Origin of the sequence: Nocardiopsis sp. MG754419 (assembly GCF_018207095.1) — a bacterium.
Lineage (GTDB): Bacteria > Actinomycetota > Actinomycetes > Streptosporangiales > Streptosporangiaceae > Nocardiopsis.
In genome coordinates this window covers 1-16,351 of sequence record NZ_QOCZ01000132.1, presented here as the reverse complement: position 1 = coordinate 16,351, position 16,351 = coordinate 1, and the positions used below count along the sequence as shown (strand labels likewise).

General features: G+C 69.2%; 15 protein-coding genes. 6 read left to right on the top strand and 9 right to left on the bottom strand.

Going from position 1 to position 16,351, the window contains the following annotated elements:
• Nucleotides 1–368: 368 nt before the first annotated feature.
• Both DSY14_RS28890 and DSY14_RS28885 read right to left on the bottom strand, forming a co-directional pair.
• Complete coding sequence (locus tag DSY14_RS28890) at nucleotides 369–1,022, bottom strand: hypothetical protein (RefSeq protein ID WP_249188234.1); 654 nt, start codon at nucleotides 1,020–1,022, stop codon at nucleotides 369–371.
• A gap of 143 nt (nucleotides 1,023–1,165) precedes the next feature.
• Nucleotides 1,166–1,633 (bottom strand): hypothetical protein, encoded by a 468-nt coding sequence (locus DSY14_RS28885; RefSeq protein ID WP_249188233.1) that lies wholly within the window; start codon nucleotides 1,631–1,633, stop codon nucleotides 1,166–1,168.
• A 999-nt stretch (nucleotides 1,634–2,632) separates the two neighbouring features.
• Here DSY14_RS28885 and DSY14_RS21400 point away from each other — a divergent pair.
• Nucleotides 2,633–3,154 carry a hypothetical protein gene (locus DSY14_RS21400; protein ID WP_249188232.1) on the top strand — a complete coding sequence of 174 codons (522 nt, stop codon included), beginning with the start codon at nucleotides 2,633–2,635 and terminating at the stop codon, nucleotides 3,152–3,154.
• A 46-nt stretch (nucleotides 3,155–3,200) separates the two neighbouring features.
• Here the strand turns inward: DSY14_RS21400 and DSY14_RS21395 are convergent, their stop codons facing one another.
• A complete protein-coding gene (locus tag DSY14_RS21395; RefSeq protein ID WP_211718398.1) occupies nucleotides 3,201–4,175 on the bottom strand; it encodes an HNH endonuclease in 975 nt (324 codons plus the stop codon).
• Between the two features lie 214 nt (nucleotides 4,176–4,389).
• Between DSY14_RS21395 and DSY14_RS21390 the strand changes: the two genes are divergently transcribed.
• The 3 genes from DSY14_RS21390 (at nucleotide 4,390) to DSY14_RS21380 (ending at nucleotide 9,124) form a co-directional block, all read left to right on the top strand.
• A complete protein-coding gene (locus DSY14_RS21390) occupies nucleotides 4,390–4,785 on the top strand; it encodes a hypothetical protein (protein WP_211718397.1) in 396 nt (131 codons plus the stop codon).
• Between the two features lie 215 nt (nucleotides 4,786–5,000).
• Nucleotides 5,001–5,405, top strand: a complete 405-nt coding sequence (locus tag DSY14_RS21385; RefSeq protein ID WP_211718396.1) for a hypothetical protein — start codon at nucleotides 5,001–5,003, stop codon at nucleotides 5,403–5,405.
• Nucleotides 5,402–9,124, top strand: coding sequence for an AAA domain-containing protein (locus tag DSY14_RS21380; protein ID WP_211718395.1), 3,723 nt, complete (start codon nucleotides 5,402–5,404; stop codon nucleotides 9,122–9,124). The genes DSY14_RS21385 and DSY14_RS21380 overlap by 4 nt, the downstream gene beginning before the upstream one ends.
• 77 nt (nucleotides 9,125–9,201) lie before the next feature.
• On the opposite strand, the gene DSY14_RS21375 is transcribed toward DSY14_RS21380, so the two are convergent.
• Together DSY14_RS21375 and DSY14_RS21370 are read right to left on the bottom strand one after the other, a co-directional pair.
• Nucleotides 9,202–9,663 carry a hypothetical protein gene (locus tag DSY14_RS21375; protein ID WP_211718394.1) on the bottom strand — a complete coding sequence of 154 codons (462 nt, stop codon included), beginning with the start codon at nucleotides 9,661–9,663 and terminating at the stop codon, nucleotides 9,202–9,204.
• A gap of 175 nt (nucleotides 9,664–9,838) precedes the next feature.
• Entirely contained in the window at nucleotides 9,839–10,348 is a 510-nt protein-coding gene (locus DSY14_RS21370) for a TspO/MBR family protein (protein WP_211718393.1), read from the bottom strand.
• Nucleotides 10,349–10,631: 283 nt separating this feature from the next.
• Here DSY14_RS21370 and DSY14_RS21365 point away from each other — a divergent pair, with 283 nt between their 5' ends.
• A complete protein-coding gene (locus tag DSY14_RS21365) occupies nucleotides 10,632–11,516 on the top strand; it encodes an oxygenase MpaB family protein (protein WP_211718392.1) in 885 nt (294 codons plus the stop codon).
• A gap of 45 nt (nucleotides 11,517–11,561) precedes the next feature.
• Nucleotides 11,562–12,020, top strand: coding sequence for a hypothetical protein (locus DSY14_RS21360; protein WP_211718391.1), 459 nt, complete (start codon nucleotides 11,562–11,564; stop codon nucleotides 12,018–12,020).
• Between the two features lie 151 nt (nucleotides 12,021–12,171).
• Here the strand turns inward: DSY14_RS21360 and DSY14_RS21355 are convergent, their stop codons facing one another.
• The 4 genes from DSY14_RS21355 to DSY14_RS21340 form a co-directional block, all read right to left on the bottom strand.
• Nucleotides 12,172–12,945, bottom strand: a complete 774-nt coding sequence (locus tag DSY14_RS21355; RefSeq protein WP_211718390.1) for a hypothetical protein — start codon at nucleotides 12,943–12,945, stop codon at nucleotides 12,172–12,174.
• A 240-nt stretch (nucleotides 12,946–13,185) separates the two neighbouring features.
• Nucleotides 13,186–13,674, bottom strand: a complete 489-nt coding sequence (locus DSY14_RS21350; protein WP_307851294.1) for a GNAT family N-acetyltransferase — start codon at nucleotides 13,672–13,674, stop codon at nucleotides 13,186–13,188.
• A gap of 50 nt (nucleotides 13,675–13,724) precedes the next feature.
• Nucleotides 13,725–14,891, bottom strand: a complete 1,167-nt coding sequence (locus tag DSY14_RS21345) for an iron-containing alcohol dehydrogenase (RefSeq protein WP_211718388.1) — start codon at nucleotides 14,889–14,891, stop codon at nucleotides 13,725–13,727.
• Between the two features lie 35 nt (nucleotides 14,892–14,926).
• On the bottom strand, nucleotides 14,927–16,066 hold the full coding sequence (locus DSY14_RS21340) for a hypothetical protein (RefSeq protein WP_211718387.1): 1,140 nt from the start codon (nucleotides 16,064–16,066) through the stop codon (nucleotides 14,927–14,929).
• Between the last annotated feature and the right edge of the window lie 285 nt (nucleotides 16,067–16,351).

The window sequence follows — 16,351 nt, the reverse complement described above, 5'->3', positions numbered from 1 at the left end:
CGCTACGACAAGCGGGCTGCGATCTTCGACGGGACCGTGCAGGTCGCCTCGATACGGATCTGGCTCCGCGACCTGACCCGTTCAAAAAACAGGCCCTAGCTCCTCGATCTGGAGCGCCAGCTCAACGATGGAGCGGGGGCCTACGTGATCGCGGCCTCGGGCCCCCGTGACTGGCCCGTGAGGGGACCACAGCGCGGGACGAGCCCGTCCCCGATCACCGTCTCCGTGGTGCGCGGGCTGCCGGGGCATCCACTGACTCCAACGGCGAAGGGTTGATCGACGCGGTCGACCCCCACCAGCATGTCCACCGGGTGGTCGACCACGTCGAGGGGGCACGAACCCTACGGGAGAGCCCTCCTACCCACGGCTCAGAACGATCCGACGACGGACACCAGGCTCACGAGTGCGATGACCACGAAGACCGGGATGACCAGGGTCACGACACCGAGGTCCTTGTAGGACTGGCGGTGGGTGAGCCCACAGACGATGAGCAGGGTCACCACGGCGCCGGAGTGCGGCAGGGTATCGAGACCGCCCGCCGCCATGGCCGTCAGCCGGTGCATCGCCTCCATACTCACGCCCTCCTGCTCGGCCATGGTCCGCAGGTCGTCACCGAGGGCGTTGAGCGCGATCGTCATACCGCCCGAGGAGGAACCGGTGAGACCGGCGGTGATGGACACGGACAGGACCGAGGTCCACAGAGCGCTCACACCGAGGCCGAAGACCGAGTCGCGGACGACGGCGAAAGCGGCGACCGAGGCGACGACCGCGCCGTAACCCACCTCGGAGGCGGTACTGAAGATCGGGAGCATGGACCGCTTGGCCCCGTCGACGCAGCCGGTCCACAACGTGGCGAGCTGGCGGACGTTGAGGGCGACCAGGACGAGGATCGCCGCGATGATCCCCAACAGCACGGCCCACCGCCCGAGGCGCTGGTCGATGGTGATTCCGCCGAACTTCTCGTCGGCCAGATAGGACCAGTCGAGTGCCGGAAAGATGAGCAGGGTGCACGCGAAGTTCACGGCGAAGACGGTGAGCAGCGGCAGGAAGGGAACGAAGCGGTTCGCCGGTGCGAGTGCGGTGACCTGGTGTCCGGCCCCGTCGTCGGAGGCCCCGCCGACCGCACGCGCGCTCTCGGGACTGTCGAAGCTCTCACCCTTGCGGATCAGGGCGGTGCGCCGGTACTCGAGCGCGCGATGGTCGCGGGAATGAGGCGGCGGGGGATGTCGGCGACCCGGAAGAGCTCGCGTGCCAGGGGGTACATCACGAAGGCCACGACGAAGAGGCTGACGCCCCCGTAGGTCATGAGGGCCGAAGTGACGATCGTCGCCGCGATCGCGCTCCGCGAACCCACCAGCTTCGTCACGGTGCGGGCGATGCTCTCCGCGTAGCCGGTGACGGTCATCAGGACACCGAAGATCGCACCGAACAGGAACACCGGGAACCAGCTGCCGACGAAACCGGCCATCGCCGGCATGAAGATCTCGGTGTAGGAGGCCAGGATCGGGGCCCCGGAGAAGAGCACCGCGACCGCCGAGGCGAGGGGCGCGGCGAGGATGACGGGGACACCGCGGTAGGCAAGGGTGATGAGCAGGAGCAAGGACGTGACGATGCCTATGATTCCCAGTGCCATGGGACTCCTCGGGGGGTTGGGGCAACCAGTGCCGAATTCTCACCGGGAGACGAGGGCGTCTCCAAGGGCTGGGCGCGGTCGTCCAGTGGCAGGGTGACATTCCGCGTTGGTGGGGTCGTTACCGCTGGTCGGGCGGTCGATCACGTCGGTCATCCTCGTGCCGAAGCGACGGCGGGGGAATGGTGAACGGGCTGTCAAACCGCTGGGGAACTGTAGGGCCCTTGAGGGTTGAAAATGTGATGCACATTACGGTTTGGGTCCAGTGGTGGGGGAGGGGCGCGAGACGCGAGTGCGTGCCGATCAGTAGCCGGTACCGGGCTGGCACACCGTCCTGTTCTCGGTCACGCGACGGTGCAGGACCTGGACCGCGTGGTTACGAACAGAGTCAAAGAAGGCCACGGAACCGTCGTCGCTGTGGAAACCGGTGATGAGACCGCCGCTCAACGTCAGTCGCGTAACCGTTCCCGGGGAGGAAAGAAGAAGCGTCCGGCATCTCCGGCTGGTGAGGCCCTGCCATTGTTCTGAGAGGTCCCCCAGGTGAACGGCGAGTATTCCGAGGACCGTTGAGTGGGTGCCGGGAGGTGTGAAAGGCCGGGCGAGGCAAGGGAGGCCTGCCGCCCCGGACACACGGATGTGTCCGCCCCCGGGATACCCCGCACCACTCACCTCGGGAGACCGTGGAAAACGGTCGACCGACTCCGCGTCGATCTCCCCTCGCCCGGAGGTTCAGTGAGCACATCCCCTCGCCACAGCCAGCGATGTGAGCAGGCTGTCAACCCCAAATGCGTCTGCTCATCCTGTGGCGGCAGTGCTCACGGTTGGTCCGGCCACATCGAGAGGGCGCGCAGAGGTGATGCGGGGGTCCGAGAGCTGCGCGACCCCGCCGAGAGGGAATGGTGGGAGCAATCGAGGAAGTTTCGGGAGAACCACCGAAGGGCTCCCACCAAGTACCTCAGGCAGGCCGGCGGCAGAGTCGCGGTCGCGGCTCTGGTCGCGTGGTTGTCCGAGAATCCAGGCACCGTCGAACGGGTCGAAAGGATCGGCCGACGACTCAATGAACAGGTCTTCGACAAGGACCTGCGTGCCTTCGCCCAAGAACGGGCGAGGGAGGACCCGGCTCTGGCCGAGTACGGCAAGGCGATGGCAGGGCACTTCTGGTGTGACCTCCTTGCCGAAATCGCCAACTTTCTCGATCACGGCGCCGATCTGCTGGACAAAACTCCCGAAGGGCTCAAGGACGCGGTGCTGGAACACGAGGACGCCGCTCATTGGGGTCCTGTGCGTGCCAGACTCGCGGAAGCCACTCTGGGCTTCGTCTGGAAGGGCTTGCAGCTGATCCTCGGCGCCGACCTGGGGACAGCGGTTCTGCATGTGCGTGTCCTGGCTGTTCTGATCTGCCCTGATCCGGGGGCTCACCTCCGGGTCGCTCAGTGTTGCCTGCGGCCCTTGGTGAAGGACGCCCTGCAGGACCATCTGACGGCCAACCTGGAACCCGACTGGCTCTGGAGTGACGGACGGTGACTTCCTGGCCGGACTCCTTCAGGTGGGGTCTCCAACAGTGCCCCTGTCACCTTCGCTCACCGGCGAGGAACACTTCTTCCTGGTGCCAACCCAGGGCATCTCTGCTGGGACGGTCGGCTTTTCGTGGTGGCAGACTGATGTCCCTGCCCGCGAGCGACGCGTAGTACTCGCCCGCTCCGGAGTGGCTCGCCAGAGCCGGACTCGCCCGGACCTTGAACTGCGGGGAGATCCCCAAGTAGCCGGAGTCGAAAAGTTTGTGAATGTCGGCGCGCAGAAGCAGCCCGTTGTCCAGGCGGTGCAGCCCTCCCGCACTCACTGGGTGAATGTGGGCCGCCTCCAGGGTCGGTGCCACGTCGACTCCGGTTACCGCGCACCTGCCTTCGTAGGAGTCGAGGAGTACGAGCTTGAACGCCTCCTGTCCATAGCGCCGACGCACAGGTACGGGTTGACCTCGGGTGGGACCTGGAAACGCCCAAGTGTGGGTGTTCTCCATCGGATCGCCGAAGTGAACGTCCTCGTCCGTGGAGAGGATGCGCTCGGCGATCGGGGTGAAGTACGCGGAGTGCGCTGAGTTCGTGACGTCGTCGTACCCCTTGCCCTGGACCAGGTTGCTCGCGAAGTCCGGGGGTGGGGCGAAGGTCTCGCCGTCGAAGAACACCGGGTCGCGCAGCATGACACAGCCGATCAGTGGGTCCTCACCGACTCGGATGACCGGGTTGCCCTCCTTGAGGCGGTACCGGTTGAGGGCCTCGCGAAGCTCTTCCAGACTGCTTCTGCCGTTTCCCTCACCGAAGGCCGCCCAGGCTCTGGAGAGCGGGGTCTGAGTGAAACCGCTGAACACGGCGCCGCCCACGACCCGATTGTGTGGGTAACGGGTCTTGAAGAGGAACAGGTCGCCCAGCCCGATCCGTCTGAAGACCTGGTTCGAGGAGGGACGCCAGAAGTTGATCTCTCTCAGGTGAGGTCTCCGTGCGAGGAATTCGGCCCACGCGAGGTCTGTGACTCCAACATATGCCTTCATGGAGGCAATGATGTCTTTTGGCTGGATTGTCACATGAGTCGGGTCCAGATTTCCCTGAGGTCATCGAAAACCGGTTGGACCCCACCGAGGTATCTGGAAGCCTCGACCAACGGCTTCGGCGAGGAATCGGGGTCCCCGAACGTCAGTGCCCTTGGGTAGGTTCGCACCACTGCGTCGCCGGATGTGGGCGGTGGCCGATCCCCCGGGAGGAATCATGTTTGGCAGGACCGAGGTCCAGTGGGAGCAGTTGGTTGCCGAGACTGTGGTCTTCCTCGAAGAGAGGGCTGCCACGGAGGGGCGCGTCACCTACACCGACCTGAACCGTGCGCTCGTCGAGCGGACGGGACAACTTCCCTTCGACTTCTCTGAAGTAGCGGATCGCTCCGCCGTTGGTGAGCTACTGGGGGAGGCGGTCGACCGGACCTGGCCGGACGTGCAGGCGATGATCTCGGCCATCATGTATCAGAAAGGCACCAATGACCCGGGACCCGGATTCTATGCCCTGGCGGCGCATCGGGGCCTGTTGACACCGAACCCCAACAATGACCAGAAGACGGAGTTCTGGCTGGGACAGCTCAACAAGGTGCGTGCCCACTATGGTGCCTCCTGATCGCGGATCGCGCCCGGTTCGGCTCTCACGAGGTCCTGGTTCCACGAGCGTCAGGGTGACTTGGGACGGTCGGACCTGTCGTGTCGCATGGCCGGTTCCGGTCAGTGCTCACAAGCCCCTGCCTGACGACGTTCCCGGCTGGTACAACCTGCGTGGCGGAGTGTCAGCGGGCCGTGACCGAGCGGCCGTCCGCGGGAGAACCGGAGAGGGCGCGCGTGGAGCCGAGTGAGCTGGTGGCCAGGGTCGACTTCGAGGACGACGTCACTGAGGAGGAGGCGGAGCGGCACACACGCGAGCTTCGGTTGCTGCTCGAGGACCTGGATGTCGACGAGGTGCGGGCCGCGGAAGGGATGGCAGCTTCCGGAACCCGGTCGGCCGATCCCGCGATCCTCGCCGGGGCGGTGCTGGTGACCGGAGCCCTGCTCAAGCCCGTTCTCGCCGCCCTCGTCTCCCTCGTCGGGGCGTGGATCGAACAGAGCGGCCAGAGGTCCGTGACGGTGGAACTCGGGGAATCCAAGGTCACCGTGCAGGGGAGGGTGTCGTCGGCCGAGGTCGAGGGCATCGTCCGAGCTCTGCGCGCGGACGGTTCCGACGCCGAGCCCGGGGCGGGGGCGGCGTGAGGCGCACCGCGATCCTCCTGGGTGTCAACCGCTACGACGACCTGGCCCCGCTCCACTCACCGCACGCCGACGTCCATGCCATCGAACGGGTCCTCAAGGCCAACGGCCACTACGACCGGGTCCAACCCTTGCTGGACCCCACCCGTCACGAGGCCATGGAGGCCCTGGAGACGGCGCTGTCCGAGGGTAAGCCCGACGACCTCCTCCTCGTCTCCTTCTCCGGGCACGGCGTGAAGGACAAGCGGGGCCGGTTGCACCTGGCCTTGCGGGACACGCGTCGCAAGCGACTGGAGACGACTGGGCTGTCCGCCGAGGTCCTCAAACGCTTGCTGGAGGACTCCCGGATGCGCAGGAAAGTCCTGTTGCTGGACTGCTGCCACGGCGGGGCGTTCGCCGACAGCTTCGCGACCAGGTCCGCAGGTGGTGGGGAACCGGAACCCCTCGACCTGGAACGCCAGCTCAGCGATGGGGCGGGGACCTACGTGATCGCCGCCTCGGGCGCTTTGGAGCTGGCCCGGGAGGGCGACAACAGCGCGGGTGTGCGACCGTCCCCCTTCAGCGCCTCTGTCGTCCGCGGTCTGGCGGGGGCGGCCACCGACTCCAACGGTGACGGGTGGATCGACGCGGTCGACCTCTACCAGCACGTCCACCGCGAGGTCGACCACGTCGAGGGCCAACGTGTCACGGTCTCCTCCCTGGGGGTGCGCGGGTCGTTGGTGCTGGCGCGGCACACGGGTTCGGCGACCGCCGCGGACCTGCCGACGGCTTCCGGGGCGGCCGGCGCCGAGGGGGAAGGTAGCGACGGGCAGAATCGCCCAGAGGCCCCCGCCGGGGAGAAGGACCACGCTGCCGGGAGCGGCCACCGTGGGGAACGCGCAGTGTGGGGGTGGGGTCCCTACCTCGACTACCTGCGTGACTGCCTCATGCGGCAGAGCGTGTTGCAGCAGCTGCCGGACGCGAGCGGGCGGGACGCGGCGGTCTGCGAGATGGGCTCGGAGGTGCTCCTCAGCAGGGCGAAGGACCGGTGGCGGTTGACTGGGAGGGCCGAGGGCCTGGCCCGGGAGGCGGTGGGCGAGGGCCGCCCCCTGCGTTACGGCTATCCGGCGGTGCTCTTCGATCCGGTGCGCTCCGAGCGCGGCCGCGGCCGCAAGGCCAAGCTCGCCCCACTGTTCGTCATGGACGTGGAAGTCGAGGAGGAGGGCGACGAGCGCTTCCTGGTGCCCGTCGGTGAACCGGAGCTCAACCGGGAGCTGTTGGTCTCGGCCGCGGGCCTGGACGAGGCCGACATCGAGGAACTGGTCACCTGGTTCGAGGTCGACTGGGACGGGGGTGGCGTCTCGGGTCTGGCCGACAAGGCGCGCACGGTCTGCGACCGTCTGCGCCTCTCCAGGGTCGACGACCTGATCGCGGGTGAGCTGCGCACGTCGTTGGACGTCCGGCACGGCGCGCGCCGTGGCGCTCAGAACGCCGCCGTCCTCTACCGGGGCGACCCCGCCGGCGCGGCCGTCAAACAGCTGCTCGGCGACCTCGACCGGAGCGGTGGAGGAATCCGCCTCGAGACGATCGCCGGGACCGCGCTCGGTGCCCTGTCCGGCGTCCGTCCGGCTGACGGCGGTGCGGGGCCGATCCTGCCCGTGGTGACCGGCCGCAGCAACACCGCGCAGGAGGAGATCCTCTCCTGCGCCATGAACCAGGTTCTGACCGTGGCAACGGGCGCTCCCGGAACCGGTAAGAGTGAACTGATCACCTCCGTTGTGACCACGGCCGTCGCGTCGGGACAGTCGGTTCTGGTCGCCTCCACCAACAACACGGCCGTGGACGAAGTGGTCACCAGGGTCAACAAGCTGGGGCCGGACGCGGATCTGATGGTGCGTACCGGGAACCAGGAAAAGCGTGCCCGCGAGCCCGAGATCCTCAACGCGCTCTTGGCCGCGGAGTGGGGCGCCGTGGATCCGGCCACCGCGCACGCGCGCCTGGTGGTCCACCAGCGGGCCTTGGAGGCGGGCCGTCACGAGCTGGCGGCGGCGGAACAGGTGGAGCGGCGTCTGGCGCTGCTGGCCGGGGCGCGGAACCGACTGCGCAAGGCTCTGCCGACAGCGGTGTCCCCGTCCGTCTTCGAGGGGCCGCGCGACCGGAGCCGCTGGACCCACCGGGTGGAAGCGTCGCTGGAGTCGCGTTGGGCGGGCTGGTGGCACCGGTGGCTGACACGTCGAGGGCTCGGCATCCCCGGAACGGATCAGGAGCTGTCCAGCATCCTGGCGTTCCTGACCACGGAGAACGAGTGGCGGGACCTGTGCGAGCGGGCCGCGCGGGAGCCGAGACCCGAGCAGACGGCGCACAGGATGCGCGGCCTACGGGAGGAGCGGCGCGGGGCGAGCACGGAGTTCCTGCTGGGCCGGGTTGCGGACTCGCTGCGCCGGGGGAGGACCGCGGTCGAGGCACGCCTGCGCAACCTCGCCTCTGGTCAGAGCGGTTGGAAGGGCATGAAGGCGCTGGTGCGCACCGTGCCCGCGTGGGCCACCACGTCACGGTCGGTGCGCGGGGTCTTCCCGCCCGAGCCCGGACTGTTCGACCTGGTGGTGATCGACGAGGCCAGCCAGTGCACGGTGGCGGACCTGGTACCGCTGCTCTACCGGTCGCGGCGGGCCCTCGTGATCGGGGACCCCTACCAGCTGCAGCCGGTCAATCCCATGACCGCGCAGGACGATCGGCGGATCCTGTCCGTCCACGGTCTTCCGGTGGCGGAGACGGAGGAGCGGTCACTCTCCTTCGCCGCCTCCTCCGCGTACCACTCGGCTGCGTCCGCACTGGTCGCGGGCGGTGGTGAGGTGCTGTGGCTGGACGAGCACTACCGCTGCCACCCCGACATCGTCGCGCCGGTGAACCGCCGCTTCTACGGCGAACGCCTGGCCGTGCGCACCGACACCGCCACCCTCGCCGCACCGGGCGACCCCGCGGTGCAGTGGATCGACGTGCGCGGTGCCTGTGAACGCCCCCGAGGGCGTTCCTGCCTCAACAGGGATGAGGCGGAGGCGGTTCTGGACCTGCTCCGCAAGCTTTGGCGGTCCCTGCCCCCTGAGGCGAGCATCGGCGTGGTCTCGCCGTTCGCCCCACAGGTCCGTCTCATCGAGGAGAAGCTCGGCGACGGCGCCGCCGATCGTATCCGTGTGGGAACGGCCCACCGCTTCCAGGGCGGGGAGCGCGACGTCGTGGTCGTCTCGCCCGCGGCGGCCGCCGGCGTCCACCGGAGCAGCGGCGACTGGGCGCGCCAGCAGCAGAACCTGTGGAACGTGGCCGTCACCCGAGCCCGCTCACGCCTGTACGTGGTCGGCGACCGCGAGTACTTGGCCGGTCAGGGAGGGCTGCTGGGGGACCTGGCGGCACAGGATGATGATCCGGGTGCCGGCATGCTCGACGAGGCGGGCAGCCTGCTGTTCGAGGCGCTCACCGCGCGCGGTCGGGGCCCGAGGGTCGGCCAGCGTGTCGAGGGGTACTCGTGCGACCTGCTCGTGCCTGGAGAGCACGCGGACACGGCCGTGATCGTGGACCGCGCCGGTGTGGGGTCCACCGCCGCGCCCGCTCCGGGACGGACACTGCAGCGGACCCTCGACCAGGCGGCCCTCTTCGCCTCGGTCTCGGGAGTGCGCACGGTACGGGTTCCTGCCTGGCGCAGTCTGTCCGAGCCCGACGTGGTGGCGGGAGAAATCCTGGAAGGATGAGTGCGGCGGAGGCTCGGACGAGACCCGTCTTCGGAGCGGACGCCGGCTTTGGCTGCAGGGACGCGACATCGCTGTGGTCAGAGCCGGTCGGGGTCGCGGGTCCAGTAGTGGCCGGCGACCCCGTCCGCCTCCTCGGTGACCGCGTTGTTGAGATTGGTGTCCCAGCCCTGGTCCAGCAGCCAGAGGTGGACGGCCTGGCGCTCCGCGACGATGCGGCGGTAGGTGTCCCGGGCCCGCGCGTAACGCTCTTTGCGCGCGGGGCGTTCGCGCCTGAGGTCGCGCCTGGCCTGCGCGATGCGGTGCCCGTAGTACTCCTCGATCACCGCGGCGGCGTTGAGGTGGCTGAGAAAACCCCGCTCCTGCCAGTCGGACAGCTCTCGGGCGCGGAGTGATTCCAGTTCCCTACCGGTGCCGCCCGGGTCGGTGCCCGAGGCCCGTGCGGCGCGTGACGCGTTCTGGGTGCTCTCCAAGCGGCCGGTGAGGAACTCCTCGATGGCCGCCAACGCCGTGGATTGCGTGGCAGGTGCGTCCGACGCCATTGTCGCCCCCCGGTCTGGGCCTCGCTCGCGAACCATTGGTGAGGGCGACGGATCCCCGCGTCACCCACGACCAGGTTCGCATGCCGGCGCGCCCGCGTGGTGCACGACGGCCGATCGCGGCCCTCCGTCCTCGGGGTGACACGGGAAGCGCCGCCTCGGCCGAACGTGGTGGGGATCAACTCCCGATGTTGAGCTGCCAGATGGAGAAGTTGAGCGCGGTCGCGAACGCCACCCAGGCCCAGTAGGGGACCAGCAGGGCCGCGGCCCAACGGGACACCCGGGCGAACAGGACGATGGTCACCGCCAGGGTCGCCAACAGCAGCACGATGTCGATCAGGGCCGTGCCACGGAGCCCAGCGGCGAAGAACAGCGGCGACCAGGCCGCGTTCAACAGCAACTGGACGGCGAACAGGGACAGTTCGGTCCGCCCCTCCCGCCATCCACGCCGACGCCAGACGAGCCAGCCGGAAACGGCGATCATCGCGTACAGGACCGTCCACACCGGGCCGAACACCGAGGACGGCGGTGCCCATGAAGGTTGTTGGAGGGCCGCGTAGTCTCCGGCGGTCCCCGGGTTGGAGAGGACGCCCACGAGTGCGGCCGCGGTGACGGCGGCGGCGAACACGACGGCCGCGACGACCGAGGCGGTGGTCGATGGGGTGTGTGCGGGTGTGGCGGTGGTCATGGCTTCCCCCTTGTGCGCAGGAGCGCTGGTGAGCGGTCGGCCGGCGCCCTGCGCGAGCGCCGCCGACTGTTGAGCAGTATTACTCGTATACCGAGTATCTCACTTTCCAAACTTATTTGTGGGAGCTGAACCGATTCCGTTCCCCGCGTGGGAACCCGGGCCGTGAGCGACGTCGTGGTGTACGAGCCCCCTGCCCGTCGGCCCACCGCCGAACCGGGATTCCACGTGGAAGCGTGCCCGGTGCCGCCCACCGCCACAGAGACGCCGGTCGCATACTGGAGTCATGACTGATTCCGCTGTCGCGCGAGAGGCCGCCGACCGTACGCTGCGCGCGCGTGCCGGCGCGTGGTTGTTCGCTCGTGTGGCCGGACCGGAGGGCCCCGCCAACCGCGCCCGTATCCACGGTGCGCCGGGCCCGCGCCGGTTCGGTCCCGACCGTCCGATCCGGCGCGTGCACGGTGACGCGGCGATGTTCGTCGGTGGCGTGCGCGCACTGCTCCTGCAGTCCCTGCACCCCCTGGCGATGGCGGCGGTCGCCGCGCACTCGGGGTACCGCGGAGATCCCTGGGGTCGGCTGCAGCGCACCAGCACCTTCCTGGCGGTGACCACCTACGGCACCGACGCCGACGCGGCGAGCGCGGTGGAGCGGGTGCGCCGTGTCCACGGCGCGGTGCGCGGCACGGCCCCCGACGGGCGCGACTACCGCGCGGACGATCCCCATCTCCTGGGTTGGGTGCACGTGGCCGAGGTGGAGAGCTTTCTCTGGTGCCACCAGCGCTACGGCGCGCGGCCCCTGGACCCGGCCGGATGCGACGCCTACGTGGCCGACACCGCGTGGGTGGCCGAGGCCCTGGGTGTGATCGACCCGCCGCGCAGCATCGCCGCCCTGCGGGAGCGGCTGTCGGAGTACCGACCCGAACTGAGGGGGACCGCACAGGCCCGGGAGACGGTCCGCTTCCTGCTGCACCGGCCGCCCCTGCCACCGGTCGCCCGCCCGGCCTACGCCGCGCTGGCGACCGGAGCGGTCCAGGGACTGCCACCGTGGGCGCGCCGCGAACTCGACCTGCCTGAGCCCTCCGGCCCCGGATCCGTGCTCGGCCCCCTCGCGGCGGGCGTCATGGTGGGCGGAATCCGATGGGCCATGGCGGTGGACGCACCGGAGGACTGACGCCCCACGGCACGCGTGACCGACGACGAGAACGGACCCCGCCCTGTGAGCTCTGAACGCGACCCCACCCGAGGGGGCGGCACCACAGCACCCCGATCCGGTCTCGGGTCGACCCTCCTGCGCGCCTTTCCCCGGGTGATGGGGGCGGTGACCGTCGGCTACGCCCTCCTCGTCCTGGTCAGTCCGGAGGTGATGACCGGTGCCCTCGGGCTGTCACAGGGCGCCGCCGATCCGGACCTGGCGCTGCTCACCCGCACCATGCTCGTGCGCGACCTGGCCTGCGGCGTCGCGATGATGTGCGTCCCGGCGGGGTGGCCCCTGCTGACCGCGATCGGTATCCGCGTGGCCTCCGACCTCGGCGACGCCCTCATCTTCGGGGCCGGTCTTCCCACCGAGGCCGACCGCATGGCCGCGCTTCTGGTCGCCGGTGGGTTCGGCGTCCTGTGCGCGCTGAGCGCCCTGGGCGCGCGCCGTCCCGCGGCGGCCCCCGCCGAACCGGAGTGAGGCCACGGTCGGCCCGGGGCGGGTGAGGCCGGGGGAGGTTGGCCCTGAAAGAACCGGAGGGGTCCTCGGGCCGGGCCGCGGGGACACCGCTGCGAGCGTGGAGGGATCACGGCCCGCTCACCGGAGGCGGACGGACCGGCGCGCCGTGCCCTCAGACGTGGTCGACGAGGGACTCCATGGCCGTGTCCAGGATCTCCTCGAACCGCTCCTCCTTGGCCGCGGTCGCCTCGGCGTCGGCCTCCTCCTGGATTCGGTCCAGGCACTCCTGGTCCACGCCGTTCTCGTAGCACTCCGCGGCCAGGGCGGGGGTGTTCGAGGAGGATCCCGTGCCCAGGTCCATGCCGATCAGGACGAAGTACACGTCCTCGACCTGGCCCCAGGCCGTCCACATCACCATGTCCATGCCTTCGGCGGACAGGTTCATGGTGAACTTCTGGTCGTCCTCGGGAAGCGCGGAGGACTCGGCGCGCTCGAGGCCACCCTTGAACTGGATGCCCTCGTTGACCACCGTCATGGACGAGCAGGAGTCGAGCATCGTCTCGTAGGCGGTGTCGTCGACGTCCGCGTCGAAGTCACCGGAGACCAGGACGTAGCTGTAGACGGCGAGTGCGTCGGAGGAATCCGCCACGGCCACCTGCCCGGCGCCCTGGACGGCCTCCGTGGGGAACTCGCCCGGGCCGCTCGCCAGGGCCTCGTCGCAGGCGGCGGGTGAGACCGAGTCGAAGTCCGTGCCGGAGGTGGATTCGCCGTTCAACTCGTCGACGTCGATGCTCTCCACCCTCAGACCGTCCGGGTAGTCGGAGGAGGACGGCAGCAGGTCGTTCAGCCGTTCACTGCTCTCCAACTGGAGCCGGGGGCTGTCGCAGGCGGTCAGGGGCAGGAGGAGGGCGAGGGGGAGCAGGGCGATTCGCGTCGTGTGCCGCACGGAGGTCCTTGTCGAACGAGGGATGTCGACACATGGGACACCCCTCGTCACCGAACGGTTCTCCCCTGGGCGATCATCCGGTCGCCGGGTCGCCGGGTCGCCGGGTCGCCGTGGCCGCGGGCCCGGTAACGGCGCACCACCGTGCCAGGGGGCGTGGGTGCCGGCCCGGAGAGATCCGGGGCCGTGCGGGTCGATGTCGATGAGGGCAGTGGCCGGCACCGGGGGCAGTGGACCGGTACCTCAGTCCTCGCCGAGGGAGATCTCGGTGTGCAGCATCCGCGGTGAGACCTCGAACCCGTGGCGTCGGTAGGTCGGGATCGCCTTGTCGCTGGAGTGCACCGTGACCCGCTCCAGACCCAGGTCCCGGGCCAGGTCGAGCACGGCCTCGACCAGACGGCCACCGTGGCCGTGGCCCCGCTCCCACGGCACCACGTAGACACACTGGACGTCGCCCGAACGGCGATCGAAGGCGAGCGGGGTGGGTACCCGGGGTACGAGTGCGAGCCAGGCCATGCCGATGACCTCGGGGCCGCGGAGCATGATCAGGGGTCGGTGCGTGGAGCCGTGGGCCGGGACCCACCGCACGAAAGCGTGGGCGAACTCCTCGGCATCGATCTCGGGGGTCCCCCCGTTCTCAAGGATCCAGCGCCACCGTAGCTCCGCCAGGGAGCGGAGTTCGTCGTCCTCGGGAGGGCGAAGTACGGGGGTGTCCCTGTGGGTGTTCCTCACCGAGAGTGCCCGGGGTCCGGGGGCGGTCTGATGGGCGTGCTCGCCGGCCGTCATGCGGTGGCGCGGATGCCCCGCAACAGGGCTTCGATTCCCTGCGCCCCCATCCCGGCCACGTCCGGGTGGTGCCCGGCCCACAGACGTAGGACATCGCGCGCCCAGAGAGTGAGGTCCGCGTCGTCCCAGTCCTCCTGAGGCGGGGCGTTCTCCCTGAACCGCGCGCAATAGTCCCTCAACCGTGCGGCGAGTCCGGCCTCCTTCAGTTGTCGCCAGCGTTGCGGACACCCCCAGGAGGTGTCGCCTCCCTCGATCCGGTCGAACAGCTCCGGTAGGGCCAAGGCCGTCAGGTGTCCCTTGGTGATGCCGGTGTGCGCGCAGACGGAGTTCTGGACACACCACCAGGCCGGCAGCCCCGGGTACCACCCCCGGCTGTGGGAGCCCAGCACGGTCCGCGAGCTCAGTGCGAACACGTCCGCGCGCCGTCCCGGAGGGGGACTTCCGTCGCGGAGCACCTGTTCTCCGATACGCACCAGCTCGGTCATCAGGCTGATCGCTTCCTGATCCTGTTCCCTCGTGCTGTGTCGGGTCGTGAGGAAGGGGCCGACCACACGGAACAGGATCTCCGCCAACGATTCCGACCATGCCTGGGAGGGGAGCGCGGCGGAGGGGGCCGGATCAACGAGAACGGCGTCGGGAACGAGAGCCGCGCTGTCCATGAGGCGTCGGGACGCCCCGGGGCGCGGTGCGAGCGCGACCCGGGGCGACACTTCCGCCGCACTTCCCGGTCTCGTGGGAACGGCCACCAAAGAGGGGGTGGCGGTCGGCTGAACCGTCGCCGTGACCCGCCCCGCGGATCGTGTCCACACCATGCGATCCAGGACCCAGGGGGCACGGAAGGCCGCACGGGCCAGTTTGGCCGCGTCGATCACCGAACCGCCGCCGAGCGCGACACACAGGTCGGCCCGCCACGATCGCAGCGCGTCATGGGCCGCCAACGCGGAACACACTGTCCCCAGGTCCCCGGACCGCAGGGTCGTGGTCTCCACGGCGTGGCCTTGGCCGCTGAGCACATCCGCGATCGTGGCCGCGTGTCCGAGCGTCGAACCGACGTGCTCGTCGCTCAGGATCAGCACGCGGTTCGTGTGCGCTGGGAAGAGGTCGGCGACGCCCGCGAGCGGGCCTCGCACGATCGCCGGACCGCCCTGTGTGTTCCCGTCCATCCCTACGGCCTCCCGATCTCTCATATCGCATCGGATCAGGTGGGGAGCCCGCAGGGGCCGCACACCGGGGTGGTCGAGGTGCAACAGTCGTTGTAGGCGCCCACGCAGTTGGTGACCATGCACGCGGTGCAGGCGAACCAGCCGCCCGTGCAGGAGGCGGCGCAGAGACCGCATTCGCCCGCGGACAGCATGCACTGCCAGGTGGCCTCCCAATTGCAGGCCTGCTGGAGCCGTCCGCCCGAGGGATTCCCGGGCGGGCCGGTGCAGGGGCCGCACGGGTCGGAGGAGAGCGTGTCCCCGTCGGTGTCGGGCACCTCCCAGGGTTCGGCCCCGTTGAAGCTCCAGGCCACCGTGGTCAGCTTCGGTCCCTCGTCGCCCGCTTCGTGGTCCACGTGGAGCCGGTGCGTCATCGTGTTCAGACCGTTGACCTCGCGGCTGAGGAAGCGGGTGTGCAGGAGGGTGCGCTGGTCGTGTTGGTAGTACATCAGCCCCGTCTCGACCACTCCGTCCTGGTGGGTGACCCGGGCTCCGTAGACTTCGAGTTCTCCGTCGGGAGGGGGTTCCACCCCGGTGTTCTCGCTCGATTCCCGCAGGTGGGATCCGTCGATGTCCATCACCGAGGCCGGTGGTCCCGCGGCTGCCGTCACCAAGGAACGTGGTTCGGCGACGTTGGCCACGTCGCCGGTGGCCAGCCCCTCGCGGGCCGCCGCGATCAGTTCCTCACCGTGAAGAACCTCCACTTTCACCGGGCTTTCGGCCGAGGCCGTGCCCGCTGTCGCCGTCCCACTCTTGGCCAGCACGGTGAGGCCGACGAAAGAACCCAGGCCCGCACGGATGAAGGTGCTCCGGCTGACGAAGGAAGGCGCCGTGTGGCGCTGGTCCAGGGCGTCACGCCCGAGCAGCGCGAGAATCCGCCAGGTGCGCGTGACCCCCAGGTGCCGTGCCAGAGCGGGAGCGATCCGCCATCCCACACTCACCTTGGTCCGCCCGCCCTCGGACCGGACGAGAGTCGGTGCCCACGGAGCGTCGGCACCGAACTCGTCCCTGCGCCAGGTCTCCATCTCCGGGGAGGTCAGGGGCACCGCCTCGATCAGATCACCGACCTCCTCCGTGATCGAACGGGAAATCCTGGCGCAGGTCGAACACGAGGAATCGAACCCAAGAACAACGCGCATTCAGTGCCCATCTCTCTGTTTGTTTCGTGCGCTCCGTGTATGAATTATCGCCCAGGGTCAGTTCGGCGTGATGGGGGTCGCGGTGATGGTGGGTCCTACCCGAGGTTCGAGGGTTTATGCGCTTGGATTCCTCGCGAAAGAAAAAGCGCGAAAAGCCTGTTCGTGGCCGGTGAATGACTCTCGGTTCCGGTTGTTCGACTCTCCGTGGGTGGGCGGCCGATTGCGCGGTGGATGAAGACGGGCGGTGCGCGATATGAATCCGTCCGGCGGGGGTTCACATTGCAG

Coding starts and splice junctions, on each gene's coding strand:
- DSY14_RS21365 (WP_211718392.1), top strand. CDS start 10,632: ATGACTGATTCCGCTGTCGCGCGAGAGGCCGCCGACCGTACGCTGCGC.
- DSY14_RS28885 (WP_249188233.1), bottom strand. CDS start 1,633: ATGGCACTGGGAATCATAGGCATCGTCACGTCCTTGCTCCTGCTCATC.
- DSY14_RS21370 (WP_211718393.1), bottom strand. CDS start 10,348: ATGACCACCGCCACACCCGCACACACCCCATCGACCACCGCCTCGGTC.
- DSY14_RS21375 (WP_211718394.1), bottom strand. CDS start 9,663: ATGGCGTCGGACGCACCTGCCACGCAATCCACGGCGTTGGCGGCCATC.
- DSY14_RS21395 (WP_211718398.1), bottom strand. CDS start 4,175: ATGAAGGCATATGTTGGAGTCACAGACCTCGCGTGGGCCGAATTCCTC.
- DSY14_RS21340 (WP_211718387.1), bottom strand. CDS start 16,066: ATGCGCGTTGTTCTTGGGTTCGATTCCTCGTGTTCGACCTGCGCCAGG.
- DSY14_RS21390 (WP_211718397.1), top strand. CDS start 4,390: ATGTTTGGCAGGACCGAGGTCCAGTGGGAGCAGTTGGTTGCCGAGACT.
- DSY14_RS21345 (WP_211718388.1), bottom strand. CDS start 14,891: ATGGACGGGAACACACAGGGCGGTCCGGCGATCGTGCGAGGCCCGCTC.